At 31.7% G+C, this 25,399-nt stretch carries 25 protein-coding genes; 5 read left to right on the top strand and 20 right to left on the bottom strand.

From position 1 onward, the window contains the following. Positions 1-73: 73 nt before the first annotated feature. The gene (pssA, locus tag BM319_RS02350) at positions 74-565 is read left to right on the top strand and encodes a CDP-diacylglycerol--serine O-phosphatidyltransferase (RefSeq protein WP_069032136.1); all 492 of its coding nucleotides are present in this window, start codon (positions 74-76) and stop codon (positions 563-565) included. Positions 566-648: 83 nt separating this feature from the next. Here the strand turns inward: pssA and BM319_RS02345 are convergent, their stop codons facing one another. From BM319_RS02345 to BM319_RS02335, 3 genes are all read right to left on the bottom strand, one after another. Next, complete coding sequence (locus tag BM319_RS02345; protein ID WP_069032135.1) at positions 649-1,002, bottom strand: hypothetical protein; 354 nt, start codon at positions 1,000-1,002, stop codon at positions 649-651. Positions 1,003-1,198: 196 nt separating this feature from the next. After that, positions 1,199-1,801, bottom strand: a complete 603-nt coding sequence (locus tag BM319_RS02340; RefSeq protein WP_091021193.1) for a hypothetical protein — start codon at positions 1,799-1,801, stop codon at positions 1,199-1,201. A 233-nt stretch (positions 1,802-2,034) separates the two neighbouring features. Next, positions 2,035-2,619 (bottom strand): hypothetical protein, encoded by a 585-nt coding sequence (locus BM319_RS02335; RefSeq protein ID WP_091021192.1) that lies wholly within the window; start codon positions 2,617-2,619, stop codon positions 2,035-2,037. A 326-nt stretch (positions 2,620-2,945) separates the two neighbouring features. Here BM319_RS02335 and BM319_RS02330 point away from each other — a divergent pair, with 326 nt between their 5' ends. After that, positions 2,946-3,905, top strand: coding sequence for an AAA family ATPase (locus BM319_RS02330; protein ID WP_091021191.1), 960 nt, complete (start codon positions 2,946-2,948; stop codon positions 3,903-3,905). An 11-nt stretch (positions 3,906-3,916) separates the two neighbouring features. Beyond that, complete coding sequence (locus BM319_RS02325) at positions 3,917-4,552, top strand: RNA ligase family protein (RefSeq protein WP_091021190.1); 636 nt, start codon at positions 3,917-3,919, stop codon at positions 4,550-4,552. 214 nt (positions 4,553-4,766) lie between these two features. Here the strand turns inward: BM319_RS02325 and BM319_RS02320 are convergent, their stop codons facing one another. From BM319_RS02320 to BM319_RS02270, 11 genes are all read right to left on the bottom strand, one after another. After that, positions 4,767-5,081, bottom strand: a complete 315-nt coding sequence (locus tag BM319_RS02320) for an iron-sulfur cluster biosynthesis family protein (RefSeq protein ID WP_091021189.1) — start codon at positions 5,079-5,081, stop codon at positions 4,767-4,769. Between the two features lie 22 nt (positions 5,082-5,103). Continuing rightward, complete coding sequence (locus BM319_RS02315; protein ID WP_091021188.1) at positions 5,104-6,162, bottom strand: lactonase family protein; 1,059 nt, start codon at positions 6,160-6,162, stop codon at positions 5,104-5,106. A gap of 116 nt (positions 6,163-6,278) precedes the next feature. Continuing rightward, positions 6,279-6,944, bottom strand: a complete 666-nt coding sequence (gene fsa / locus BM319_RS02310) for a fructose-6-phosphate aldolase (RefSeq protein ID WP_056465967.1) — start codon at positions 6,942-6,944, stop codon at positions 6,279-6,281. 48 nt (positions 6,945-6,992) lie between these two features. Then, positions 6,993-7,886 carry a phosphogluconate dehydrogenase (NAD(+)-dependent, decarboxylating) gene (gene gnd, locus BM319_RS02305; protein ID WP_091021187.1) on the bottom strand — a complete coding sequence of 298 codons (894 nt, stop codon included), beginning with the start codon at positions 7,884-7,886 and terminating at the stop codon, positions 6,993-6,995. A gap of 92 nt (positions 7,887-7,978) precedes the next feature. Further along, positions 7,979-9,973, bottom strand: coding sequence for a transketolase (tkt, locus tag BM319_RS02300; protein ID WP_091021186.1), 1,995 nt, complete (start codon positions 9,971-9,973; stop codon positions 7,979-7,981). After that, complete coding sequence (gene zwf / locus BM319_RS02295; protein ID WP_091021185.1) at positions 9,974-11,485, bottom strand: glucose-6-phosphate dehydrogenase; 1,512 nt, start codon at positions 11,483-11,485, stop codon at positions 9,974-9,976. It abuts the gene before it with no gap. 391 nt (positions 11,486-11,876) lie between these two features. Beyond that, positions 11,877-13,067, bottom strand: coding sequence for a DUF445 domain-containing protein (locus BM319_RS02290; RefSeq protein ID WP_091021184.1), 1,191 nt, complete (start codon positions 13,065-13,067; stop codon positions 11,877-11,879). A gap of 207 nt (positions 13,068-13,274) precedes the next feature. Beyond that, positions 13,275-13,700 (bottom strand): GNAT family N-acetyltransferase, encoded by a 426-nt coding sequence (locus BM319_RS02285; RefSeq protein ID WP_286143660.1) that lies wholly within the window; start codon positions 13,698-13,700, stop codon positions 13,275-13,277. A 90-nt stretch (positions 13,701-13,790) separates the two neighbouring features. Continuing rightward, positions 13,791-14,609, bottom strand: a complete 819-nt coding sequence (locus BM319_RS02280; protein ID WP_091021183.1) for an SPL family radical SAM protein — start codon at positions 14,607-14,609, stop codon at positions 13,791-13,793. Between the two features lie 19 nt (positions 14,610-14,628). Further along, complete coding sequence (locus BM319_RS02275; protein WP_091021182.1) at positions 14,629-15,141, bottom strand: methylated-DNA--[protein]-cysteine S-methyltransferase; 513 nt, start codon at positions 15,139-15,141, stop codon at positions 14,629-14,631. Between the two features lie 589 nt (positions 15,142-15,730). Then, positions 15,731-16,303 carry a DUF1836 domain-containing protein gene (locus BM319_RS02270; RefSeq protein ID WP_091021181.1) on the bottom strand — a complete coding sequence of 191 codons (573 nt, stop codon included), beginning with the start codon at positions 16,301-16,303 and terminating at the stop codon, positions 15,731-15,733. Positions 16,304-16,444: 141 nt separating this feature from the next. Here BM319_RS02270 and trhA point away from each other — a divergent pair, with 141 nt between their 5' ends. After that, positions 16,445-17,092 (top strand): PAQR family membrane homeostasis protein TrhA, encoded by a 648-nt coding sequence (trhA, locus tag BM319_RS02265; protein ID WP_091021180.1) that lies wholly within the window; start codon positions 16,445-16,447, stop codon positions 17,090-17,092. Between the two features lie 36 nt (positions 17,093-17,128). Here trhA and BM319_RS02260 read toward each other — a convergent pair whose 3' ends face one another. The 6 genes from BM319_RS02260 to BM319_RS02235 all read right to left on the bottom strand — a co-directional run bounded on the left by BM319_RS02260 (position 17,129) and on the right by BM319_RS02235 (position 24,539). Then, on the bottom strand, positions 17,129-18,256 hold the full coding sequence (locus tag BM319_RS02260) for a Ger(x)C family spore germination protein (RefSeq protein ID WP_091021179.1): 1,128 nt from the start codon (positions 18,254-18,256) through the stop codon (positions 17,129-17,131). Next, positions 18,246-19,349 (bottom strand): GerAB/ArcD/ProY family transporter, encoded by a 1,104-nt coding sequence (locus BM319_RS02255; protein WP_217648341.1) that lies wholly within the window; start codon positions 19,347-19,349, stop codon positions 18,246-18,248. The genes BM319_RS02260 and BM319_RS02255 overlap by 11 nt, the downstream gene beginning before the upstream one ends. After that, entirely contained in the window at positions 19,339-20,835 is a 1,497-nt protein-coding gene (locus tag BM319_RS02250; protein WP_091021177.1) for a spore germination protein, read from the bottom strand. Before BM319_RS02250 ends, BM319_RS02255 begins: the two co-directional genes overlap by 11 nt. Positions 20,836-21,012: 177 nt before the next feature. Further along, positions 21,013-22,863, bottom strand: coding sequence for a PTS fructose transporter subunit IIABC (locus BM319_RS02245; RefSeq protein WP_091021176.1), 1,851 nt, complete (start codon positions 22,861-22,863; stop codon positions 21,013-21,015). Positions 22,864-22,875: 12 nt separating this feature from the next. Then, the gene (gene pfkB, locus BM319_RS02240) at positions 22,876-23,787 is read right to left on the bottom strand and encodes a 1-phosphofructokinase (protein WP_069032117.1); all 912 of its coding nucleotides are present in this window, start codon (positions 23,785-23,787) and stop codon (positions 22,876-22,878) included. Then, a complete protein-coding gene (locus BM319_RS02235) occupies positions 23,784-24,539 on the bottom strand; it encodes a DeoR/GlpR family DNA-binding transcription regulator (RefSeq protein WP_069032116.1) in 756 nt (251 codons plus the stop codon). The genes pfkB and BM319_RS02235 overlap by 4 nt, the downstream gene beginning before the upstream one ends. Before the next feature lie 297 nt (positions 24,540-24,836). Between BM319_RS02235 and BM319_RS02230 the strand changes: the two genes are divergently transcribed. Next, positions 24,837-25,328 carry a DinB family protein gene (locus BM319_RS02230; RefSeq protein WP_084006711.1) on the top strand — a complete coding sequence of 164 codons (492 nt, stop codon included), beginning with the start codon at positions 24,837-24,839 and terminating at the stop codon, positions 25,326-25,328. Positions 25,329-25,399 lie beyond the last annotated feature (71 nt).

The raw sequence follows: 25,399 nt of genomic DNA, 5'->3' as shown, positions 1-25,399 counted from the left end.
ATGTATGATTTAAGAATAAAGTGTAAAAAGTTAGAAAATACTATTGAAAGGTTTTTATGTCAGGGGGGATACTTTGTTTAGTCAGGTCGTAAAATCTATACCCAATTTACTTACAATCGGAAATTTAGTATGTGGTGTTCTATCGATCACGCTTAATATGAGTGGTTTAATCATGTTATCCTCAATTTTTATTTTCATCGCTGCTATTTTTGATCTTCTTGACGGAAGAGTGGCTAGGAAACTAAAAGTGAATAGTGAATTTGGTGTAGAGCTAGATTCTTTAGCGGATATTGTTAGTTTCGGCGTTGCCCCTGCGCTTTTATTTCATTCCATTTCGGCACCATCAATCTTAACATCACTTGCATTTATCCTTTTTCCTACGATGGGGGCATTAAGATTAGCAAAATTTAGTGCTAAACCTACCATAGGTTATTTTAAGGGTTTACCTATTCCTGCTGCTGGTTTACCTTTAGCTGGTATGGGAATGTTTTTTTATAGTAATGCATGGATTACTTTAATTCTTGCTTTCTTAATGGTAAGTCCAATTAGGTTTAAAAAACTTTAACAAACTTCAATCTTAAATGCTATTACCTTTCTTAGAGGAAATAGCATTTTTAATTTTTATTGGAATAATCTTGACACATTTTATTACTTATTATTAAATGAAATGATTGCATTTTTTAAAGTGTAGAGTTTTGCTGTGAAAATATAAAGTTCATTATAGTTATTTTCCACGTATTCATCAATAATGCTTATTCCTTTTATAAAGTTCTCAATCAATAAATATGTATATTTTCCATCCCACGCAAACCGATTAATTCTGAATAGTTCATCTGCCAATACTTGAAATCTAAATTCTTCAATTAGTAGTTTTATTTGATATATTTTGTCTTTATTATTAGTAGACGTGTATTTACTATTTTCATAACTATTATGTACTAACTTAACAAAATCATTTATATCTTCAGCCAACATATTCGCTTTTTGCATCTCAAATTTCATTTCTCCATCCCCTAAAGTGTTAAAAATATACATCACTAGAGTGTATGTTTTTATTTTAAATCATATCACAAACAATCTAATTTATCCCGTATACTACCCTTAATGGAAAAAGTGTTTCAAATAATATAAGAGCCACTATTGTGACACTTTACTATTCAACTTATTGGAATTGGTAGAATCAAATATAAGAAAGGACTCATATTTTTCTACTTTTCCCTTTAGAGATGATCATCATATGTACTTCTGTTGTTTCCCCACTATCAACATGATTTTTAATGGTTGATACATCAATATCTGTTTCAATTTTTACAACCTTACTCTCATTTCTTCCTAATTTTACTTTATATGGGGCATTTTTTTTCATGAGTGATAACATGGCCCCTTCGTCCTCAAACGGATATTTATTATAAAAATCAATCGTAAAAAGCACATCACTATTACGATAGTTTTTAAAAGGAAGTTCACATTCTGCATGTAATATTGTTTCATTTTTCATTTCAAAATTACACCTACTTTTACTCCGCTCATACGAAACTGCATAAATATCAGTAGCCATTGTCTTTTGATATGCATTTGCAAGAAAAGATGGAGTAATCACTGAAATGAATAAAGCAATCAAAATAATCCGTACCCTAAATTTTTTAAATGATTTTGATAGAAAATAAAAGCTAGCGATCAATAATAGTATCGATGTAATTCCTACATAATTTAGTCCAGTTTCTTTTGTAATCGGTATATTATTTACTGAAAATTTCGCACCTAAAGTTTCATCATTGGGAAAAGTAAAATTAAATGCCACAGATATCATAAACAGTATGATTGAAATATAAAAAAACTTTTTATGCTTTAACGTTTTGACTCACTCACCTTTTTTAATCCCACACTTTTTCATATATTCTTCTTCACCAGCATGTCCTAGCTCCATCTCACTGCCAAAACCAATATGTGAATCAACATCCGAAAATAAACCCTTTACATCCTTATGGCAATCTTATTCGGAATATATATTAAGCCTCGATGTTTACCTATTAATTAATCAATCTGTTTTCCATGTTCATCAAAATACCTTTTTTCTAAACTAAATGCATTTGTTGCTTTGTACATTGTAATGATTTTAGCGGTAGGTTTACCAACCTTTATTTCAACTTTTTCAGTGCTCCCAGTAGCATTCACAAGGCGAACGCTTAATTTAGAGACAGTATTAAAATGATTTGTGATGACTAAGATTTTCAAAGGTAAAGGCTTGTCATTTTTATATTTGATCGGCAAAGCAAAGTCTTGTAAGTTTGAATTTATTTTATTTTCATTATTTATGTCACTTTCATAGTTCGATCCAAACTCAGCATTTAGAAATTTATAGTTTCCAATATTATCTTTTTTAAAATGAATGTACGACGGAGTATTGTTTTGCAAATAGGCAACAAATCGATCATTTCCAATATCTAAAATTTTAATAATATCAATAGTTTTTGCCCCATTGGTTACTGAATGGATTGTTGCTAGTATATTTTTTTGATTGTTTCCATTCATCTGTAAAGTAGGCATAAGGAATTTGTAACAGATGAAGACAAAACACAAGAGAAACAATAGTGTGTATTTTATTTTCTGATTGATCACATTCGACCTCCATTGACTATATTTGATTCTATTGTTATTAATTATCCATTACACCAAATAAACCGTCAATCGGGTTATTTTCCGACTATTCAAATATTTATCCAACTCTATTTTATTCACTTTAAAAGAGTAGCTTAACCTTTTATTAAATCGTTTAAATTTGCTATATTGTTGAAAAAATTAATATTTTGCTATCAGTAGCTTAAATTCGTATATATAATAGAAATTGCGGAAGTATTTGGTATTTTGAATTCGATTTCCAACTTTCGCTCCATCAAATCGTAATTCCTTTATTTATCTGCCTTAAGATAAAGGAGGAAGTTAAAATGCAAAAATTGATTTATATGATTGGAATTCCTGGTAGTGGGAAAAGTGAAATGGCTAAACAAATCGCCAAGAAAGAAAAAGCCATTATTTTATCCACTGATGAGTTACGTCAAACACTGTTCTTTAATGTAAATAAGCAAAAGAGGACGAATCTTTTGTATATGGAATTATACAAAAGAGCCAATCATTTACTTGCTGAAGGGAAAAGTGTTCTCATTGATGCAACAAATATTGAACGTGAAAGACGAATGAAAGCATTAAATAAATTCGTAAACGTTCAGAAAGAGTGCTATTACATGGATGTGCCGTATGAAGTTTGTGTAGACCGAAATAACAAGAGAAAGCGTGTAGTAGAAGATCGAATTCTTGTTAAGATGAGGAAAAGTCTTGATTTCCCTTTAAAAAATGAAGGATGGGATGTCATCCACACAATACATGAATCATATTCTTATGAAATGTTGAAACATGAATTAACTTACCTACTAGTGAATGAAGTTTCTTATGAAGAGTTATTCGAGAAGCTCACTTGTGTACCATTTTTTCAAGCTATGAAGGATTTTAATCAAGAAAATCCGTTTCATTCGCTGACATTATGCCAACACACATACGGAGTTATTGAGTACATTAATGAAATGTACGAAGAAGAAGATAAACTTATTCTGCAAATGGCAGCTCTTTTTCATGATGTTGGGAAGGTATTCTGTAAGACGTATAAAGTAACAAAAGGTTATTATTCATACTTTGGTCATGAAAAAGTTTCTTCACAAATTGCATTTCATTTTTTAACTGAACTTGGTTTTGAAGATGAATTTATTCAAGCCGTAGTTGGGATCATCGAAATGCACATGTTAATTAACTACGGTGGAAACGAAGGAGCAACTGAAATTTATCATTTACTTGGTGATGAATTACTCGCAAAACTTTATTTCTTTCGTGAAGCAGATACGTTTGCGAAGTGAGGTGTTAGTATATGAAAATTAAGTATCCAAAGACATTTCATTTACCTTGGTCAGAATCTAAAACTTCTGATGATAAAACGCTTCATACTATTGAACATTTTATTGGAAAAGAAGTTGTTGTAACGGAAAAAATAGATGGTGAAAATTGCTCGATTTATCGGGATGCGATACACGCAAGATCAACTGATAGCCTAGACCATCCATCCAGACATTGGGTTAAAATGCTACAAGCAACGATTGGTTACCAAATCCCCGAACATTGGCGAGTTTGTGGAGAAAATGTATATGCAATGCATTCGATCCTTTATGAGGAACTAGATAGTTATTTTTATATCTTTTCAATATGGGACGAACAAAATAAATGTCTATCGTGGGAAGAGACGATTATATGGTCTGAATTATTAGGTCTAAAAACGGCACCGGTTTTATACAAGGGTGTCTTTAATGAAGAAGCTATAAAAGCTTGTTATACAAAAAAGTCAAATTTAGGCGGGGAACAAGAAGGATACGTTATACGATTAACTGATGGATTTCAATACAATGATTTTAAATACTCGGTTGCAAAGTTTGTTCGAGAAAACCATGTGCAGACAGATAAACATTGGATGACTAAACAGATTCAAGCAAATCGACTAAAACATGAATAGTAGAGATTATTTTTCACCTATAAAACTAATTTAAATTTATTGAAAGGAATGAGAACAATGTAATTTGTTAATTTTGTAAAAATTTATTATATAAGTAATAAGTATCCCCCTCTCTTTTCATAAATCAAAAAAAAGAGACGCTAATCCCTCAAAGAATCGCATCTCAAAAAAATTCTTCTCTCGTTATCATTTAAGTAACACTGTTAATATAATCCTATTTAATATAAGTTAATCCGATTCGATTATTAAAAATTTGATTTCGATTTTTGAAAACAAATGATCCATTAACATAATCGATTACTAGTTGGTCTTCGTATACATCTTCAAAATTTTTATTTACCATAAATTCAAACTGGTCACCAATTATCATTTTTTCATTAGGACCACATTCTCTTTTATTAATAACTTTTATCTCATAAATGTTATTTACTACATCACAGCTTCCACGGTCAAATTCTAATTGAAGTATTTTATTTTCATCTACTGCGCCAAGTATTTCTTTTGCTGCATCTGTTATTTTAAAATCCATCTTAAAAGTCTCCTAATTTAGATTAAACGTTTAAAAATTTTACACATACTGCTTCAGGTACTTGTACGTCTGATTGAAGCACTGTTAATTTTCCAGTCGTTTTATTTCTTGCATATAAAACTAGATTCCCTGACATTTCATTTGAACCAACTAAATAGTTCTCAGATGGATCTAAAACGAAATCTCTTGGCCAATTACCCTCACTTGAAGTAATTTCCACTAATTCAAGCTTACCAGTATCTTGATTTACACTAAATACTGCGATACTATTATGACCACGATTTCCTGCATATACGAATTGACCGTCTTTTGAAATATGGATGGCACTTCCTTGATTGTTTTCAGTAAAATCGCTAGGGATTGTAGAAATATATTGTAAATCTGTAAAGCTTCCATCTTCATTTAATTGTAGCGCAATTACTTCCGAACTAAGCTCCGTCATAATATAAGCGAACTTTCCATTCGGATGGAATGTGATATGACGTGGTCCACTTCCAGGTTTAACAGATAGACTGCTTACTTCAATTAAAGAATTGTTTTCAATTTTATAAGTAATTAATTTATCGATTCCTAAATCTATTGCAGCAACATATTTTTCATTTAATGTATAACCAGAAAAATGGGCATGAGGTTTTTCCTGACGTTCTTTATTCGGACCTGTTCCTTCATGCTGCATAATCGATTTAACATCACTAGCAAAACCATTTTCTTGATTGATTTTATATAATTCAATTGTACCTTTATGATAATTTGCTGTAACAATATTTTGCTTAGATGAGTCAATGCTAATATGGCAAGGTGAAGCGCCTTCATTAAGCTGTTCATTTAATTTTTTTAGCTCACCACTATTTTCATCGATCGAATAAACAGCAATACCACCTAAGTTCCCTTCTTTTACAACAGCATATAGATTCTTATTGTCTTCACTAATTGTTAAATAAGTTGGATTTCCTAGTTCAGCAACCGGTTTAACATTCGTTATTCTTTCTTTTTCTGTATCAAGCGTAAATTGATAAATACCTTTACTTTCGCTTTTTGTATATGTACCTACATAACCAACAAATTTCTGATTCGAATTCATTCCTATTTCCTCCTCTATTCCTTGATTTTATGTAAATACCCCCAATTCATAGCTACAAATTGTGTTTCAATGAATATGGGGGCTTTGTACTTATTTAATTTAAAGTGTCTTACAAATTATAATGAAGTTTTTGCCCAGTCAGCAGCAAATTTTTCAATACCTTGATCTGTTAATGGGTGTTTAGATAATTGCTCAATAACACTGTAAGGAATTGTTGCGATATGAGCTCCAGCTAATGCTACACGAGTAACATGGTCTGGGTGACGAACTGATGCAGCAATGATTTGAGCGTCCATATTATGAACTTTGAATAATTCAGCAATTTTAGCAACTAATAATACGCCATCTTCAGAAATATCGTCTAAACGACCTAAGAATGGAGATACATAAGTAGCACCTGCTCTAGCTGCTAATAATGCTTGGTTAACAGTAAAGATTAATGTTACGTTTGTTTTAACACCTTTTTTCGTTAAGTAGCGGCAAGCTTCTAAACCAGCAAGTGTCATTGGTAATTTAATTGTAATATTTTTATCTCCACCGTTTATTTTAATAAGCTCGTCAGCTTCAGCGATCATTTCTTCAGCAGATACAGCATTTGGCGTAACTTCAGCAGAAACTGATTCTACTTCAGGAACTAATTTTAAAATTTCTTCGATACGGTCTTCGAATTTAACTCCTTCTTTTGCTACTAAAGATGGATTTGTAGTTACTCCAGATAATACACCCATTTTATAAGCTTTTTGGATGTCTTCTACATTAGCTGTGTCAATAAAAAATTTCATTTTTAAATTCCTCCAATTTTTAGGGATATTTCCTATTTTATACTTTATTTATTTCTTTTCAACTGCATGTCCACCAAATTCATTACGAAGAGCCGCAACAACTTTACCTGTGAACGTATCGTTATCTAATGAACGGTAACGCATTAATAATGACATTGCAATAACTGGAGTAGCAGCTTGAAGGTCTAGAGCAGTTTCAATTGTCCATTTCCCTTCACCAGATGAATGCATTACGCCTCTAATTTCATCAAGCTTAGCATCTTTTGAGAATGCATTTTCAGTTAATTCCATTAACCAAGAACGAATTACAGAACCATTATTCCATACTTTCGCAACTTTTTCATAATCATAATCAAAGTCACTTTTTTCTAGTACTTCAAATCCTTCACCGATTGCAGCCATCATACCGTATTCGATACCATTATGAACCATTTTCAGGAAATGTCCACTACCAATTTTACCAGCATATAGGAAACCATTTTCTACTGAAGTATCTTTAAAGATTGGTTCTACGATATCCCAAGCTTCTTGGTCTCCACCAACCATATAACAAGCACCATTACGAGCGCCTTCCATACCGCCTGAAGTACCAGCATCCATGAATCGGATACCATGTTCTTTTAACTCATCATAACGTCTAATAGACTCTTTATAATGTGAGTTTCCTGCTTCAATGATAATATCCCCTTCTGATAAGAATGGTTTCACTTCATTAATTACAGAATCTACAACACCATGTGGTACCATAATCCAAAGAACTCTTGGCGTATCAAGATTTTTTACTAATTCTTCTAAGCTTGAAGTACCAACTGCACCAAAGCCTTTCATTTCTTCTACTGCTGCAGTATTCAAATCAAATGCTACTACTTCGTGATTATGATCCATTAAATTTTGACCTAAGTTTAGACCCATTTTTCCTAATCCAATTAAACCAACTTTCATTACGTTATCCTCCCATAATATCTACAGTAATATTAATGTTTTTCTCTAAGTAAAAATTTTTATGATAAAAAAATAAATAAAATATTATTTGATCAAGAATTTAATAAAGTTTTGCTTACGTTAACTACATTCTTTGTACTAAAACCAAATAATTCCATTACTTCATTACCTGTTCCAGATGCTCCAAAAGTCTCGATTGAGATTTTTTTACCTTTGAAACCAACATAGCGTTCCCATCCAAGTGAAATTCCCATTTCAATTGAAACACGGTTTAATACGTGTGATGGTAAAACAGACTCTTTGTATTCATCTGATTGTAGATCGAATAGCTCCCAACTTGGCATTGCTACTACACGAATTGATAAGTTTTCTTTTTCTAACTCAATTTTACTATTCACTGCAAGTGACACTTCTGAACCTGTAGCGATTAAAATTAAGTCTGGTTGATCATTCGTTTCTGTTAAAACATATCCACCTTTTGAAAGATTATCTAATCTAGATGCTGTTTCTTCAAATACAGGTAAATTTTGACGACTTAATACTAAAGCGATTGGTCCATTTGTATTTTGTAACGCATATGCCCAAGCATTAGCTGTTTCATTTGCGTCTGATGGACGAATAACTGTTAAACCAGGGATCGCACGTAAAGCTGCTAAATGTTCAACTGGCTCATGTGTAGGGCCGTCTTCACCAACTGCAATTGAGTCATGAGTGAATACATATGTTACTGGTAATTTTTGTAATGCTGCTAAACGAATTGATGGACGTAAATAATCATTAAATACGAAGAACGTACTTACAAAAGGCTTAACTCCACCGTGTAATGCCATACCATTTGCAGCTGCACCCATCGCATGCTCACGTACACCAAAATAAATATTGCGTCCAGCAAATGATTCTACAGCAAATTTACTTTCATCTTTAATATCTGTCATTGTTGAATGAGATAAATCTGCGCTTCCACCGAAAATTTCAGGAACTGTTTTAATGTAGTAATTAATTGCTTCTCCACTTGCAACACGTGTAGAGATTGTTTTATTCTCGTCAAAAGTTAATAAATCTTCTGTTTCGATTAAAACTTCACCTTTAATTGCTTTTTCAAGCTGAACTGCTAATTCTGGGTAAGCTTCACGGTAAGCATTAAAAACTTTATTCCACTCAACTTCTTTTTCGCTGCCTATTTCTTGTATTTCTTTGAAATGACATTTAACTTCTTCTGGTACAAAGAAATCTTCTTCGTAATTCCAAGCATATGCTTTTTTCGTTTCTTTTGCTTCTTCAAGACCTAATGGATTACCATGGGCTTTATTTGTACCAGCCACTTTTGGACTTCCGTAACCAATAATTGTTCTAACTTCAATGATTGTCGGTTGGTCTGAGTTTTGTTTAGCTTGTTCGATTGCTTTCGAAATTTCTACATGATCGTTTCCATCTTCTACTCTTAAATATTGCCAGTTAAATGATTCAGCTCTCTTTTTCATATCTTCTGAATAAGAAAGATTTAATGTACCATCTAATGAAATATCGTTTGAATCGTATAATACAACTAGTTTTCCAAGTTTCATGTGACCAGCAAGTGACATAGCTTCGTATGCAACACCTTCCATTAAATCACCATCACCAACTAATGCATAAGTATAGTGATCAATAATAGAAAGGTTATCTTTGTTAAATTTACCTGCTAAATGAGCTTCAGCCATTGCCATACCAACAGCAGTAGCAATACCTTGTCCTAATGGACCAGTCGTAGCTTCAACACCATCAGTGTGTCCAAATTCAGGATGTCCAGGTGTTTTACTATTTAGTTTACGGAAATCTTTAAGGTCTTCGATTGAAACATCGTAGCCTGCAAGATGTAGTAAACTATATAACATACTTGAACCATGACCAGCTGATAATACAAAACGGTCACGGTCAAACCATTTTGAACTTTTTGGATTATGCTTTAAATGATCTGCCCAAAGTGCATATGCCATTGGCGCTGCACCCATTGGTAAACCTGGATGACCAGAATTAGCTTGGTTAATCGCATCAATTGAAAGTGTGCGTATTGTATTAATTGATAATGTAGAAATCGAACTCATAATTTAAATACTCCTTTTTAGATCTGTTTTGTTGTTTTCATTTTCTTGTACAAAATCTGTATCTAACCACCATTTGAAACCATCTTCTGCTAATAATTCATCAGCAGCCTCTGGACCAAATGAACCGGATTTATAAGTATGAAGTGGTACTAAATTTTCTTCAAATGCTTCTAAAATTGGTTGAACCCATTGCCATGATAATTCTACTTCATTCCAATGAGCAAAAAATTTCGAATCGCCGCGTAACGCATCGTATACTAATAACTCATACGCTTCTGGACGATCTTCTTTATTCGCAAAATACTCAGCTTGTACAGGTTCAATATTGCCCTCTACGTTTTTGCTATTTAAATAGAAAGAAACTCTTTCATTTGGATTAATTTCAATAACCAATAAATTTGGTCCATTATTAATGCTGTTCTTTTTGGCAAGATTTTGAATCGGACTTTTGAATTCAAAAACGATTCGAGTAGATTTTTCTTTCATTCTTTTACCTGTACGGATATAGAATGGAATTCCCTTCCAAAAATCGTTTTCGATTAATACTCTAGCTGCTACGTAAGTATCATTTTGTGATGAAAATTCAATTCCTGGTTCTTGTCTATATGCAACTACTTTCTTACCATTTTGTTCACCTGAACCATATTGACCACGTACTACATGAGAAACTACTTCTTCTTTTGATAGAGGTCGAAGAGATTCAAGAACCTTTTTCTTCTCAGCTCTAACATCACTAGCCGTATTTTGGTTAGTTAAATGCATAGCAGACATCATTAACATTTGTAACATATGATTTTGGAACATATCTCGAATTGCTCCAGATTTATCATAATAACCCGCTCGTTCTTCAACTCCGACTGTTTCACTTGCGGTAATTTGAACATTTGCGATATATTGATTGTTCCATAATGCTTGTAAAACTGGATTAGCAAACTCTAAAGCTTCTAAGTTTTGAACCATAGGTTTACCTAAGTAATGATCAATTCGGAAAATCTCATCTTCTTTAAATGACTTACTTAATTTTTCATTTAAGTCTCTAGCCGTTTTCAAGTCACGTCCAAAAGGTTTTTCAATGATTAGACGTTTCCAACCTTTTGTCGTACCAAGTCCACTTTCCTTAATATTTGATGCAATAACTTCAAAAAATTCTGGTGCTACAGATAAATAAAATAATCTGTTTTCAGGTAATTGTAATTCCTGTTCTCTTTCTTTGACTAAATCTAATAAATCAACGAATCCTTCTTTATTCGTGATATCTAGCTGTTGATAACGAATTGAATCTAGAAATTCTTGGACCATTTTTTGATCCTCTAAAGAACGTCTTGAAAAAGTAATGAGTGATTGCATTACTTGATTCTGAAATTCATCATTTGAAAAATCTTTTCTACCAATCCCAATGATTGAAAAAGACTCTGGCATCTTTTGATCTATAAATAAATTATATAAAGCAGGAAAAATTTTTCGTTTTGCTAAATCGCCTGTGGCTCCGAATAATACAAATGACATAGAATCCATTAACTAAACCTCCTCTTACTCGAACTTTTAACTAGTTGATAATAAAAAATATATTTCAAACGATCTTTAATTTTTATTTAGAGCTAATGTTAGTTCAAATAATTCATCCCAATTATCCATTCGGAAAATATTTTTTACCCAAACCTATAATACATGAAAAAAATTTTTCTTTCCAATAAAATGCTTATGTTTCTATTTATTGGATTTTTTTAATTTATTGACGAGACTTCAGACGAAGACAGAAAAGTAGTTGCACTTATAATTAATTCCAAAAATTGGAAAACGCGTCGATTTTTCTTCCCTGATGCCAATTTAAACTTTCATTATATAAAAAAACCTTAATTAACTTTTTACGTTAATTAAGGCTTTTGTAGGAAGTAATGTTTAAATATTATGTAAAAATCAATCTTAGACTAGTCAGTACTAAACCAATAATAAATCCACAAACAGCTCCATTGACACGAATCCAAGTAATATCCTTACCAATTTTATTTTCCAATAAATCAGTTATCTCTTCAGTAGATAATTTTTCAATATTGTATCTTACTAAACCACTAATTTTATGGTGATATTTTTCAACTGTATTTGTTAATAGTTTCTTAAAACTTTGCTCAACAGTATCAATCCAATTAGAATTTTTAATGAAGCTAATAATTTTTTGGATCGCATTAAAAATAAACTCTTCATCATTAATTTTTGTTCTAAACATTTTAATTGCTTGATCTACAATATATTCATAGCCTTTATTTTTCCATTCATCTAATTGGCGAATAATGTTTTCATTCGATTTAGTTTTATCAGCTTCCATTCGAATAAACGATAAAATGAAATTCCTACGATCACTATTAGGGTGTTTTAATTCCGTTAGTAAATCGATTAATCCGCTATGTATAAATTCTGTTATTTTCTCTTCTCCAATCATTGGTAGAAAAGCTTTAATCATAAAAAACTTTCGCTCGATAAACTGTATAACTTCTTTACCGATTAATTCCTTAATATGTGGTAGGCTAACAGTTTCTTCGATTTTATTAATTAAAAATTCATATGTCTTTGCATCCCATTCTTTTTCAATAACGGTATCGACAGCTTTACTTAATAAATTCTGAGATGATATGGAATCAATTGTTGGTTTAAATGTATTTAATAAAAATTTTTTGATTGTATCATCCTGAATAGATGCACCAAACTGTTTGATTGAATGAACCATTTTATTTCTTGATTCATCATTTTCAAGCATCTTTTCAAAAGCATTAATACCTTGATTAACCCAGTCACGTTCTTCTACCTTTTCAATTAAACTTTCCTTACTTAGCCATTGATTATTAAGTGTATTTAAAATCCCCTCAGTAATCTTCTTTCTATTTTTAGGTAATAAAGCTGTATGTGGGATCGGTATACCAAGAGGATGACGAAACATTGCAGTTACAGCAAACCAATCCGCAAGACCACCAACTAAAGCTGCCTCAAATCCACCAGAAAGGATTTGAAATAATTTAGATTGAAACGGCATTGTTGCAGCGAAACCACAAGTTGCCACGATTAGTGAAATATTGGCTAGCCGTTTTGAATTCTTTTCTTTCATTTAGTAAAAGCCTCCTGTATCTATTTGAAAATAGTATATCATTCCTTTAATCTATTTTCTAAAATCAATTCTAATAAATAATAAAAGATTTGGTCCGTAAGCATAATTGTAAAGTTTTTTAAATTTACTATCAAAAAAGAGACTGTTTTCACAGCCTCAATGTATTGAGTATCGATCTGCTAACTAATTTTGAAGCAGTTGAGTCAGTTAAAAATTCAATTGAAAATGATGACATGTAATATTTAAACTATTTTTAAGATAAAACCTATGAGCATCGTAACGTTGTACCCCAGAATCTAGATGAAATTGTTCACAATTATTTAGTTTTGCTTCATTAATTAACCAATTCCACAAAATTTGTGCATAGCCCTTTTTACGATGATTTTCACTTGTAATTAAGTCGTCAACATAAAAGTATTTCCCCCATGCTAATGATTCTGTTATACGATAACCAGCAACAGCTGTTACTTCATCATTTTCGATCACGGCTACAAGTTGATAATGATTTGTGTTGATTAATCTGTTAATCGTGTTAACAAATTCATCTTCTCTTAAATGTGGACGTAATTGACTTACTGTTTGAAACGTTTTCAAAATATCCGAACTACTATTCATTATTTTTACTTCTGCCAACTTTTATCTCTCCATTCATAAAAAGGTTCTACTTTAAAATACCACAATTTTCTATTTTTTTTTATGAATTGATGTTTTTAAATTTTTGGTTTATGGTTCAAAACCTTTTTGACTAATAAAAAGCTGATCCTCAGAAAAATATTTTTTAAATCGTTGATAAACGATATGATAGGCATCTGGACCATACCAATCTTCTAAATTACGCTCAGCATATTTTTTTTCAATACCAAGACGACCAGTTCGTTTTCCTCCGCTTCCGTCACCCATAAAAAAATCATCGATACAGATTCTATGAACAATTTCCGATAATCTTTTTGGGAAATTCTCGCTACTAGGGAGAATAGGAGCGATTGTAGCTTGGGTTGGAATTCCAGCATTTACAAGCTCTTCGATGACTTTAAGTCGTGCATTAATAGGAGGTGCATATGGTGAGAAAAACTTTCTTATTTCATCCAAGTCTGTTTCAATCGTCATACTTACTCGTACTTTCTCCTTAAATAGCTTTAAGAGATCAATATCTCTTTTTACAAGCGGACTCCGAGTTTGAACGAATAAAAAATCTGGTTGATTTTGCAGCATGACTTCTAATAGACTTCTAGTCAATTTTTCTTTATATTCAATCGGTTGATATGGATCTGTGCTAGATGACATAAAAATGGTTACTTTATCTTTGCTTTTTGCCTTTTTAAATTCTTTCTCTAGAATAATAGGGGCACTCTGTTTAATATCAACCCAACTACCCCATTCTTTTTTTCGAAAAAGTGAAACAGGCATTTGTCTTACATAGCAATATGAACATGCATATGAGCAACCAGTATAAGGATTTAAAGAGTGAGTATATCCTGAGAGAAAACCTGTACCTTTATTTAGAATGGTTTTTGGATTTTTATAAAATATTTCACTTTCCATCCAAACACCTCCTAATTAATTAGTTTCTAGTTTCAATTTTTAAAAGACTTTTTTTCATTTCTAAACCACCACGATAGCCAGTTAATGATCCATCCTTTCCAATTACGCGATGACAAGGAATAATGATCAATATTGGATTTGCACCAATTGCTCTCCCGACTGCTCGAACAGATTTTGGCTTATTTAGGTAACTCGCAATGTCTGAATAAGTTTTAGTTTCTCCATAACCGATCGAGCATAGCGCACTCCAAACTGAATTTTGAAATGCAGTACCACGAAAATCAAGTCTACTATTAAAATTAGTCCGCTCGCCCTCTAAAAATTCAATAATCTCTTTTTTATAAGCTACTAATATTGTTTCATCTTCTTCCATTTCAATTCCAGGAAAGTATTTATCCTTAAATAAAATTAATTCTTGAATGGGTCCACATTGTGAGCCTACGAAACATAACCCTTTTATTGTTGCAGCAATATGAATCTTCCATTTTTTATGTTCAATTAAAGTCCAATATAGTTTTTCAGTTGAATGCAATTTAAATCACCCCTTGCTCTTCATGGTCTTATTTAAATTTTATTATAGACTTAATTAAGAAAAATGGACTGATATTAGAATGAAAGAGCAAGAATTTGAAAAATATTTTAAATTGAAACTGCAAATAAGTGCTGGATAACTTCATTATGTTGTCCTTGTGACTTGAAAATGGGGAGTCAATCTGTGCAAATAAAAGTGTACTGCAATTAAAATCTGAAAATCGCAATTAAAAACCCCTAAACTGCAATTAAAATTAGAGAATAGCAAATAAAATCAGCTAAACTGCAATTAAATTCAAAAGAATAGCAAATAAAACAAAAAATTACCCATACCAGTTAAGGTATTACATCCTATAGATTGTACAATCGTGAGTAATATTAAGTGAAAAGCTAGCAATTTTACTCTAAACCTTTTTAGAATGAAAAAAAATTGATGTATATAGGCATATTACCTGCAAAGAAAGGTCATTTCCATCAAGAATTCCCTAATGCCTCGTACATTCTACTAAACATTAGGCGGGGCCACTTTAAATAGCAACCTACTAAATTAAATAGCCCCTTTCCGATCGACAAAGCTCAAAAAATGTATTTTATTTCTGCTTCTCAATCATATCCATTACTAATTTTTCAGCTGCATTTTTATATAAATTACTCATATTAACGAAAGAAGTAATTAAGAGTAATTTCTCAATATATTCTTTACTTTCATCATCAATATGTTCAATTTCTTTGTTTACATTTTCACTAGATTGTTGCAGTTCAGTTTTAAACTTTTCAGCGTTTAGTTCATTTAAATGTAAAAAACTTGAATATATATCATCAATATTAATTTCATTGTTTTCAAGTATTCTTTGATTTAACCCATTTAGAGTTTCTTTAATATCATTAATCGAAAGTGCACCTTTTAAATGATAAATTAAACTGATTAAAATGATGTGATTCTTTGTGTATTTCTTATTTTTTATTGGGAAAAGCAATTTAGCTTTAGCGTAATTATTAATCATTGTTTTTGTCATTACTTTTTCATTAGAATTTGGTTTCGCAAATTTATTATCAAATAATTGGATTACTTGATCCATATATAGATCAAGATTAGGGATATCATCTAATAAGATTTTTTTATCTAAATCTATTTGTTCAATTAATTCATTAATTTTTTTCATATTTCGTCCTCTTCTTATGTAATTTACGGGTTAATTTTATCATAAAAAAATTGTTCTTTAAACACTTGACTATATAATGTCGTTGATGATAACTTTATATGTAGTTATCAAAACTACATAACATAGTTGGAGGAGATATACATGGGGAACTTTATGCGTGAACCTATTAATTCCATGACACACTTAGTTGGTGCTGTCTTATCCCTATTTGGGTTACTAGCGATGGTTTTAAAGTCTACTTTTTCTGGTGGAAGTGTATTACAAACATCTGCGGTTATTGCATTCGGTGTAAGTATGATTCTTCTCTATTCAGCTTCAACGACCTATCATATGGCAAAAGCTAGCGATAAAATAATCGCTTTCTTAAGACGGATGGATCATTCAATGATCTTTGTCTTAATTGCAGGTACATATACTCCTTTTTGTATTATTAGTCTAAAAGGTACATTGGGATGGATCATCTTTTCGATTGTATCTTTCATTGCTTTTTGTGGTGTTTTGTTCAAGTTGATATGGTTTAGTTGTCCAAGATGGTTATCAACAGCCCTTTATATCGCTTTAGGATGGGTCATTATACTTGCTTCGGCACCTTTATCTGATGCGATTAGTATGAAAGGAATGTTCGCACTAATCTTAGGTGGAATTTTCTACACGTTTGGTGGTGTGATTTACGGAATTAAGCCTAAATTTTTATCTTTTAAAAATTGGGGATTTCATGAAATTTTTCATATTTTCATTATGCTTGGAACACTTTGTCATTTCTTCTGTGTTTATTATTTTGTAATCTAAATAAACAAAAAACCATCCTCAATGGATGGTTTTTTGTTATTTTAAGATACCTGTTCCGACAATTTTCACTTCAACTTTTGGTTTAATTGTAATTTTAGCATAGTCTTTGTCCCAATCCAGTTTTTTCCACACGTCAGGATGAAATGAAATTAACTGTCTGCCAATTCCTAAAGCATCACAATTTGATTCTTGAACTGTTTTAATGATTTTTTCAGCTTTTATTGTTAATTGCTTTGAAATTTTTTTATTTAACATATCAATTTCTTTTTGGGAAGCTAAATCATCATGTGCGTACTCAAGTGTATCAACGTCCAGTTTAAGATTTAAATTTACGGTTATTTTATTGTCTTTTGAAACTTTAATTTTCATTTTTGGCTTGTTTTTTTTCACTTGAATCGTTATATACCGTTCCCTAATATCTTTTTCTTTCGGAATAACTTCTAAATTAAATCTTGCGTACTTCTTCATTTGATCTTTAAATAAAAGCAACATAGTAGGTTCATCACCTAAAAGATTATACCCTGTATATTTCTGATCGTTAAATAATGCTACCCCAGAAATATCAATCAATTTATCATCATCTTTTTCAATTAGCGGTAAAAAAATATCTTCACCTGGATCGAACATAATTGTACAAATCGTTTGGACATTTTCAATAGGAATCATCGTATGGCTTTCTGCGTTAGTTATTAGATCTAAAATTTCTTCACTTACAAGGGTTTCCTCTACTTTGCTTAATTTTAAAACATCTACCGCTCGGCCCTTAGTAATAATAACTTTTGCACCTAATGAACTTCTTGGGTCTCTATATATAACATCGAATATAGGATAAATAGCCTGTTTAGACAATTCATCTCCAAGTAATAAAACCCTTGTTTTATTAGTAGCATAATCTCCTGCTACTTTTCGAGTAAATTTTATTCTTGAAGCATTTGTTGTTTTTCCTGTAGTAGTAATAATGACATTTGTTGTTTTAACTTGTGAAGGATCACTTCCGCCTTGACTATTTGTTTTAATGACTGCAGTTACTTGCATATTATTATCCTCTGCTAAGTCAAATCCAGCACTATAAACTAGCCTAGACTCCTTTAGTAATCTTTGATCCCAACAACTAGTTAAAGGCAAAATACAAATTAAAGAGATCAATACCATTTTATATTTCATATGAATTACCGAGTTCTTTCTTTTTTCTAATAAGCGAAACAATTAATAAAATTAAAGGTAATACAAAGATAAAAACATAACTTGTAAAAGAAAGAATTGTCCCAAATTTCATTATAAATTCTTCACTATTTGGTAAAAAAGTACAGATAATCGCCATGACAATTCCTATAAAAATAGTTGTTTTACTATGGCTTTTAAACTTTAAGAGTTTGCTGATTCCGAAACTAGTTAAATATAAGTAGGTCACAAATGAAGTTAAGATTGGTACAACCCAAATAGATAGAAAGACAAGGTCTAATCTTTCAATTACTTCATATGATAATGATTTTAGTAAATATAAGATTGGCTCAGGTATGATTTCAATTTCTGCTTTGCTAAAACTCATATAACTTGTAATTAAAAAAAATGTATACAAGAGGCTTACAAAACTAATAGCGATCGTTCCTGCTTTTAATATTTTATTTGGCTTTCCTTTTACATACGGAAATAATACTAAAATGAACTCAAATCCCATCATTGAGATTAAAGCATCATGTGCTCCTATAAAGATGTTTTTTACACCCGCCTGTCCAATTGGAAATAAATAGCGGTAATTTACATTATTGTAAGAACAAAATTCAAAGAAAATTAAAAATAAAATTAGAATACAAACGAAAGTAAAAAATCGTGCGATTACTTTCATATTTTCTTTTGCTAAATAAACCCCTGTACCAACTATAAAGATGATTAATACATAAGGTGGAGTAAATGTAAGAATCCACTTTTTTAGTACTGAAATGGTGATGATTACCACATAAATCGCAACAATAAAGAAAAATAAGATATAAAGATACGAGACTACAATCCCAATATATTTACCGACTATTTTCGTTGTATAATCATAAATCGTATCTTTCGGAAATCTCGTACCAAGTAACCACATTATAAGTAATAGTAAAAACACTCCAACACCAGCAACTAATGTTGAAATCCAACCATCGTGTTCTGCATGTTTATGGACTACATATGGTAGTGAAAGTAATGCCACACCAATTTGAGCTTGAATGATGACGAATGTGAATTGCGTTATTGAAAGCATCTTTTCATTTTTCATCATTTTTCCATCCTCTAGAATTATTTTCTCGTTTAAAATTCTTTGGTAAAGGTGCAAACGGTCGTTTTTTCATTTTCCATGATGGCGCACGAACAACTGTATCTTTTAGGTCTGATTTTCTAAATGGAGCAAATGGCGCAAAATATGGTGACCCAAACGATTCAAGTTTACATAGATGGATTAGGATAATACTAAGACCAAAAACAATTCCTATTAATCCTATTAATGATGCTGCAAACATTAAAGGAAAACCCAGTAATCGAACAGATGTTCCCATTTCATTGTCCGGTACAACAAATGATGCAATTGCAGTAAGTGAAATAACGACAATCATCGTATTTGAAACTAAATTTGCCTGTACAACAGCAGTTCCAATAACTAAACCTCCTACAACACCTATTGTTTGGGCAATTGGATTAGGTAACCGTATTGCTGATTCTCTAAGCAATTCTAACATTATTTGCATTCCTAGAGCTTCAATTAACGGTGGGTATGGAACGTTTTCTAATGAACTTTTTACATTAAATACTAGATCTATTGGAATAATTTCAAAGTGAAAAGAAACTAATGCAATATATAAAGCAGGCAATGATATAGAAATTAAAAAACTAACCAATCTTAAAATACGTGCAAATGAAGCGACCATCCATCGGCTATTATAGTCATCTGGTGATTGATAAAACGTGAAAAAAGTAATTGGTAAAACAAGTGCTGAAGGGCTACCATCTGTTAAAATAGCAACCTTTCCTTCCATTAAGTTTCCAGCTATTCGGTCAGATCGCTCAGTTGTTAATAATTGCGGAAAAGGTGAATAAGGGTCATCTTCTATGAATTCCTCAAGATTACCTGGTGAATGGACATAATCAACATTAATATATGAAAGTCGTCTATGGACTTCCTTAACTAACTCCTCATTTGCAATCGTATCAATATATATAACTGCTACTCGCGTGTCAGATTCTACCCCTAATGATAAAGTTTTTACAACAAGATTAGGATTACTAATTCTTCGTCTTATTTGATTGATATTTGTCAGTATACATTCTACTAATCCGTCATGGGAGCCCCTGATCGTTTGCTCACTACTAGGCTCTTGAATAGATCTATTTTGATAGGAAGTAGTTTCTAAAATTACTACATTTTTTTCAAATTCTGTGAAAATGAGCGTGTTTCCTTTTACAATACTGAGAATACATTCATCAAATGAATCCGAACTTTTAACATCATTAATTGCTACTGTATTCGGAATCGTATCCTTTGGATTATTAATAATTTGTTGAATAATTTGGACTTCAAGAGCTTCCCTACCTACAATTGTACTAATATAGACAACTACAATCTTTTTATGATGAAACATTAAATGTCTGATTGTTAAATCACTCGTATTTATTAGTGATTTTTTTACATTTTCTACATTCTGATCCAAATTTCCACTAATTTCGATGATTGAACTTCGATTATTTTGGTTATGTTTATTAGAACGCATTATGCATTTCACCTAATTTCCAAACTCATACAATAAATTAGATTTATTTTGCGTTAAATTAAGGTTATTATTCACTTGTAAATCCCAGTATTTGTAAAAATGTTAACATTTTAATAAAAAAAGGCGATCCTATAAGTCAAAATAATGACTTTAAGGTCGCCTTTTTATTGTACTTAATTATTCATTTACTCTTTTTTTCCAAATTCCAAGCATGATCGCTGTGATAATCGAGCCAATTAAGATAGCTAGTAAATACAATACTGGTTTATTTACTAACGGAATTACAAAAGCTCCACCGTGTGGCGCAGGTAATGTAATACCAAATGCCATTGCAAGTCCACCAGCGATTGAAGAACCTACAACAGAACTGACAATTACCCTTACTGGGTCTGCCGCAGCGAATGGTATCGCTCCTTCTGTTATAAAAGAAATCCCCATAATATAGTTTGTAATACCTGATTTACGTTCCATTTCAGTAAACTTTGATTTGAAAAGTGTAGTAGCTAAAGCAATACCTAATGGAGGTACCATACCACCTGCCATTACAGCAGCATGTGGTGCAAAGTTATTTGCTGCAATTGCAGCGATACCAAATGTGAATGCAGCTTTATTTATAGGGCCACCCATATCTACTGCCATCATTCCACCTAAAATTAATCCTAACAATACAGCGTTTCCACCATTTAAACTACTTAACCAATGTGTTAAAGCTGAATTTAAATATGTTACAGGAGGATTTACAACTAATTCCATTAAAATACCCGTAATTAATAATCCAAATACTGGATATAATAGAACCGGCTTAATACCTTCTAATGATTTAGGTAACTTAGAAAATATTTTCTTTAGTCCAAGTACAACATAACCTGCTAAGAAACCAGCTATTAAACCACCTAAGAATCCTGCGCCAGCACTTGAAGCTAAAAATCCACCAACAACCCCTGGTACAAATCCAGGTCGATCGGCAATCGAACTTGCTATGAAACCGGCTAAAATAGGAACCAAATAACTAAAAGCACCAGTTCCTCCAATTTTCATTAGTAATTCAGCAACTGGACCTTTTGTATGAATTCCTCCAAAAGCAAATGCTAACGCAATTAGAATTCCTCCACCAACTACAAAAGGTAACATATTACTTACACCATTCATTAAGTGCTTGTATATTCCCGAACCTTGATTTGTTGAAGAACTGCCACCACCATTTTGATTAGCATGAAAAATTGGTGCATCTTGTTTAACAGCTCTTTCAAGCAATTCCTTTGACTTACGAATACCATCTGCTACTGGAACTTGGATGACATGCTTTCCATCAAAGCGATTTACTTCAACTTGTTTATCCGCTGCTACGATTATAGCTGCTGCTCTATTAATCTCGTCTTTTGTTAATTCATTTTTTATTCCTGTTGATCCATTCGTTTCAACTTTTAAATCAATATTTAATTCCTTTGCTTTTGCCTTTAAAGCATCAGCCGCCATATAAGTGTGAGCAATACCTGTTGGACAGGCAGTTACTGCAAGGACTAGTGGACGTGAAGAATCTTCTATAACTGGTTCTACATTCTCATCATTTAACGATTTTTCTTTTAGATCGATTAATTGAATAATTTCATTTGCATCTTTTGCACTTAATAATGAGCCTCGAAATTCTTCATCCATCAATAGTGAAGATAATCTAGATAATGTTTCTAAATGCGCATTATTTGCTCCTTCACTAGCTGCAATCATAAAAAATAAATGAGCTGGTTGACCATCAAGTGATTCATAATCAATCCCATTTTTTGATCGACCAAATGCAATTGCAGGAGTCTTAACCGCCGCAGTCTTAGCATGTGGAATTGCAATACCTTCTCCAATTCCTGTAGTACTTTGACCCTCACGTGTTAAAATCGCTTCTTTAAACTGTTGTTGATCGCTTAATTTCCCTGCAACATCTAAAACATGTATTAATTCATCAATTACTGACATTTTTGATGATGAATTCAAATCAATGAGAACTGTATCTATTTTTAATAATTCTGTGATTCTCATATTTCGTCCCCCCTAATCTTTTTCAATCTTTACTTGATTAAGTAATTCTTCAATTTTCTCTCTTTTTGTTAAATCCTCTGAAAAAGCGGTCGCACTACCTGATGCAACACCTACTTTAAATGCCGTTTCAATATTATTTGTTTTTACATAAGTACCAACAAAACCAGCCACAAGTGAATCACCTGCACCAACTGAATTAATTACTTCTCCCTTTGGAACATTTGAAACATAAACGGAAGACTCTGTAATTAGAATCGCTCCATCACCTGCAAACGATATTCCTACATTTTGAGCACCTAATTTAACTAACTTTTTACCGTACGGGATTGCTTGTTCAATTGAAGTAATTTTGACATCAAATAGGTCACCTAATTCATGATGATTTGGCTTGATAAAAAATGGACGATGTTTAACTACATCTAAAAGTACTTTTCCACTTGCATCAACAATGATATGAATCCCATTTTCTTGTCCCCACAAAGTCAATTGTTCATATAAATCAGATGGTAATGTATTAGGGATACTACCAGCTAATACAACATAATCACCTTTTTTAATTTGTTTTAGTTTATAAAAAAATTGATCTAATTTTTCCTCGGAAATTGCAGGTCCTTGTCCGTTAATTTCAGTTTCTAATTGAGATTTTAATTTTATATTAATTCTAGAATCGCCTTCCACTTGAACAAAGTCAGACGTAACTCTTTCATTTTCCAACACATTTTTAATAAAATCTCCTGTAAAACCTCCAACGAAACCAAGTGCTATGCTTTCGACATCTAATCTTTTCAAAACTCTTGAAACATTAATTCCTTTACCACCAGGAAATTTATTTTCCCTTTTCATCCGATTAATTTTTCCTAACCCGATATCGTCAACTTCAACGATGTAATCAATTGAAGGATTAAGTGTTACTGTATAAATCATGATTTCACTACCTTTATCAAAGATGTTTTTTCCTCTAATTGTTTAGCTAGTACATCATCTATTTCGTCCGTTAAAATAATCGCTTCTTCAATTTCACCAATCTTTGCAAAACTTGTTTCGCCAAATTTACTATAATCAGCTATTATAAATACTTTCTCTGAAATAGAGATGGCTGTTTTCTTAACAAACGCCTCTTCAGGATCTGGCGTAGTATAACCAAACTCGGGATGGATACCGTTCGCCCCAATAAAACATTTATCAAACCGATAATTCTTTAGACTTTCAGAAGCCATACTCCCAATCAATGCTTTTGTATGCCCTTTCATTTTTCCACCTATAAGATATGCAGACACTTCATTTTCAAAAAGTGCTTCAACATGCATTAATCCATTCGTAACGACTGTTACATCTAACCCCTTTAATAAAGGAATCATTTCAAATGTCGTACTTCCAGCATCTAAATATATACAATCGCCTTCATTAATTTGAGTTACTGCAAGCCCGGCGATTAATTTTTTACTTTGAACGTTTTTGGATGTTTTTTCAGTCATACTCAACTCAGTGGCTTTGCTATTGATTGAAGCTGCACCACCATGAACTCTTTTTAAGAGATTAAGAGACTCAAGCTCAACTAAATCACGTCGTATTGTCGACTCAGAAGTATTTGTAGCCTCTACGATATCCCTCAATTTCACAATACCCATTCTCTTTATCATCTCTATAATGAATTGTTGTCTTTCCGGAGTTAACATAAAATTCATCCTTTCATAAAACCAAGTATAAGACACCAAAAATAAAAAATCAATCATTTTCTTCCAAAAACATTCAATAACAATCTAAATCATTCAAACTCATTCAAAACCGTTCAAATTTGTAAAAATTTACAAGCTACATTAAATTAAAAATAAGAATTACTATTTGTTTTTTATATTATTTCTTATGATTACTCATAATATTTATCTAAATAAGTAATACTCAAATTTTAGATTCATAGAGTCTTGTAAAAAATTTTGGTTTACAATTATTAAAATAGAAATGGGGAATATCTTTTGAAGGAAAATATCCAAATTCGTGAAGAACTGATGGAAGTTATTGAACATTTATCAGATGAACAGTTAAATAAGAAGGTAAATAATGAAAAATGGTCCATTATGCAAGTTCTTGACCATTTATACTTAATGGAATCTAAATTAGTAAAGCTAATGACACGAACATTTAATGAAGCACCTAGTGAAGTTATTCCAGATAAGCCAATTCACCTAGTAACTGATCGTACTAAAAAAATAACCTCTCCACCTCATTTTGAACCAATTGATCAATTCATTACTAAAATGGAAATGACTGAGAAATTGAACCAATCTAGAAAATCACTACATGAATTTGTTGAACTAACTAAAGATCATAAATTGGATGATAAAGGCATACCGCATCCCATCTTTGGACAAATCAATTTAAAACAATGGATTCCTTTTATAGGTGTTCATGAAAAACGTCATATTGAACAAATTAGAGAGTTAAAAAACGAATTATTCATTAAATAAACATATTATAGATACAAGGAAGTTGATCTAGGCAAGTTCTACTAAAAAAATCTCAACAATATAAAAAAGAG

Source organism: Bacillus sp. UNCCL81, assembly GCF_900112535.1.
GTDB classification, from domain to species: domain Bacteria; phylum Bacillota; class Bacilli; order Bacillales; family Bacillaceae_G; genus Gottfriedia; species Gottfriedia luciferensis_B.
This window is presented reverse-complemented; position numbering and strand designations above follow the sequence as displayed.

Coding starts and splice junctions, on each gene's coding strand:
- BM319_RS02330 (WP_091021191.1), top strand. CDS start 2,946: ATGCAAAAATTGATTTATATGATTGGAATTCCTGGTAGTGGGAAAAGT.
- BM319_RS02320 (WP_091021189.1), bottom strand. CDS start 5,081: ATGGATTTTAAAATAACAGATGCAGCAAAAGAAATACTTGGCGCAGTA.
- BM319_RS02255 (WP_217648341.1), bottom strand. CDS start 19,349: ATGAAAAATGAAAAGATGCTTTCAATAACGCAATTCACATTCGTCATC.
- BM319_RS02260 (WP_091021179.1), bottom strand. CDS start 18,256: ATGAAATATAAAATGGTATTGATCTCTTTAATTTGTATTTTGCCTTTA.
- pfkB (WP_069032117.1), bottom strand. CDS start 23,787: ATGATTTATACAGTAACACTTAATCCTTCAATTGATTACATCGTTGAA.
- BM319_RS02280 (WP_091021183.1), bottom strand. CDS start 14,609: ATGGAAAGTGAAATATTTTATAAAAATCCAAAAACCATTCTAAATAAA.
- gnd (WP_091021187.1), bottom strand. CDS start 7,886: ATGAAAGTTGGTTTAATTGGATTAGGAAAAATGGGTCTAAACTTAGGT.
- BM319_RS02270 (WP_091021181.1), bottom strand. CDS start 16,303: ATGAAAAAAATTAATGAATTAATTGAACAAATAGATTTAGATAAAAAA.
- BM319_RS02345 (WP_069032135.1), bottom strand. CDS start 1,002: ATGAAATTTGAGATGCAAAAAGCGAATATGTTGGCTGAAGATATAAAT.
- BM319_RS02245 (WP_091021176.1), bottom strand. CDS start 22,863: ATGAGAATCACAGAATTATTAAAAATAGATACAGTTCTCATTGATTTG.
- BM319_RS02290 (WP_091021184.1), bottom strand. CDS start 13,067: ATGAAAGAAAAGAATTCAAAACGGCTAGCCAATATTTCACTAATCGTG.
- BM319_RS02235 (WP_069032116.1), bottom strand. CDS start 24,539: ATGTTAACTCCGGAAAGACAACAATTCATTATAGAGATGATAAAGAGA.
- fsa (WP_056465967.1), bottom strand. CDS start 6,944: ATGAAATTTTTTATTGACACAGCTAATGTAGAAGACATCCAAAAAGCT.
- zwf (WP_091021185.1), bottom strand. CDS start 11,485: ATGGATTCTATGTCATTTGTATTATTCGGAGCCACAGGCGATTTAGCA.
- BM319_RS02315 (WP_091021188.1), bottom strand. CDS start 6,162: ATGAATTCGAATCAGAAATTTGTTGGTTATGTAGGTACATATACAAAA.
- BM319_RS02325 (WP_091021190.1), top strand. CDS start 3,917: ATGAAAATTAAGTATCCAAAGACATTTCATTTACCTTGGTCAGAATCT.
- trhA (WP_091021180.1), top strand. CDS start 16,445: ATGGGGAACTTTATGCGTGAACCTATTAATTCCATGACACACTTAGTT.
- BM319_RS02250 (WP_091021177.1), bottom strand. CDS start 20,835: ATGCGTTCTAATAAACATAACCAAAATAATCGAAGTTCAATCATCGAA.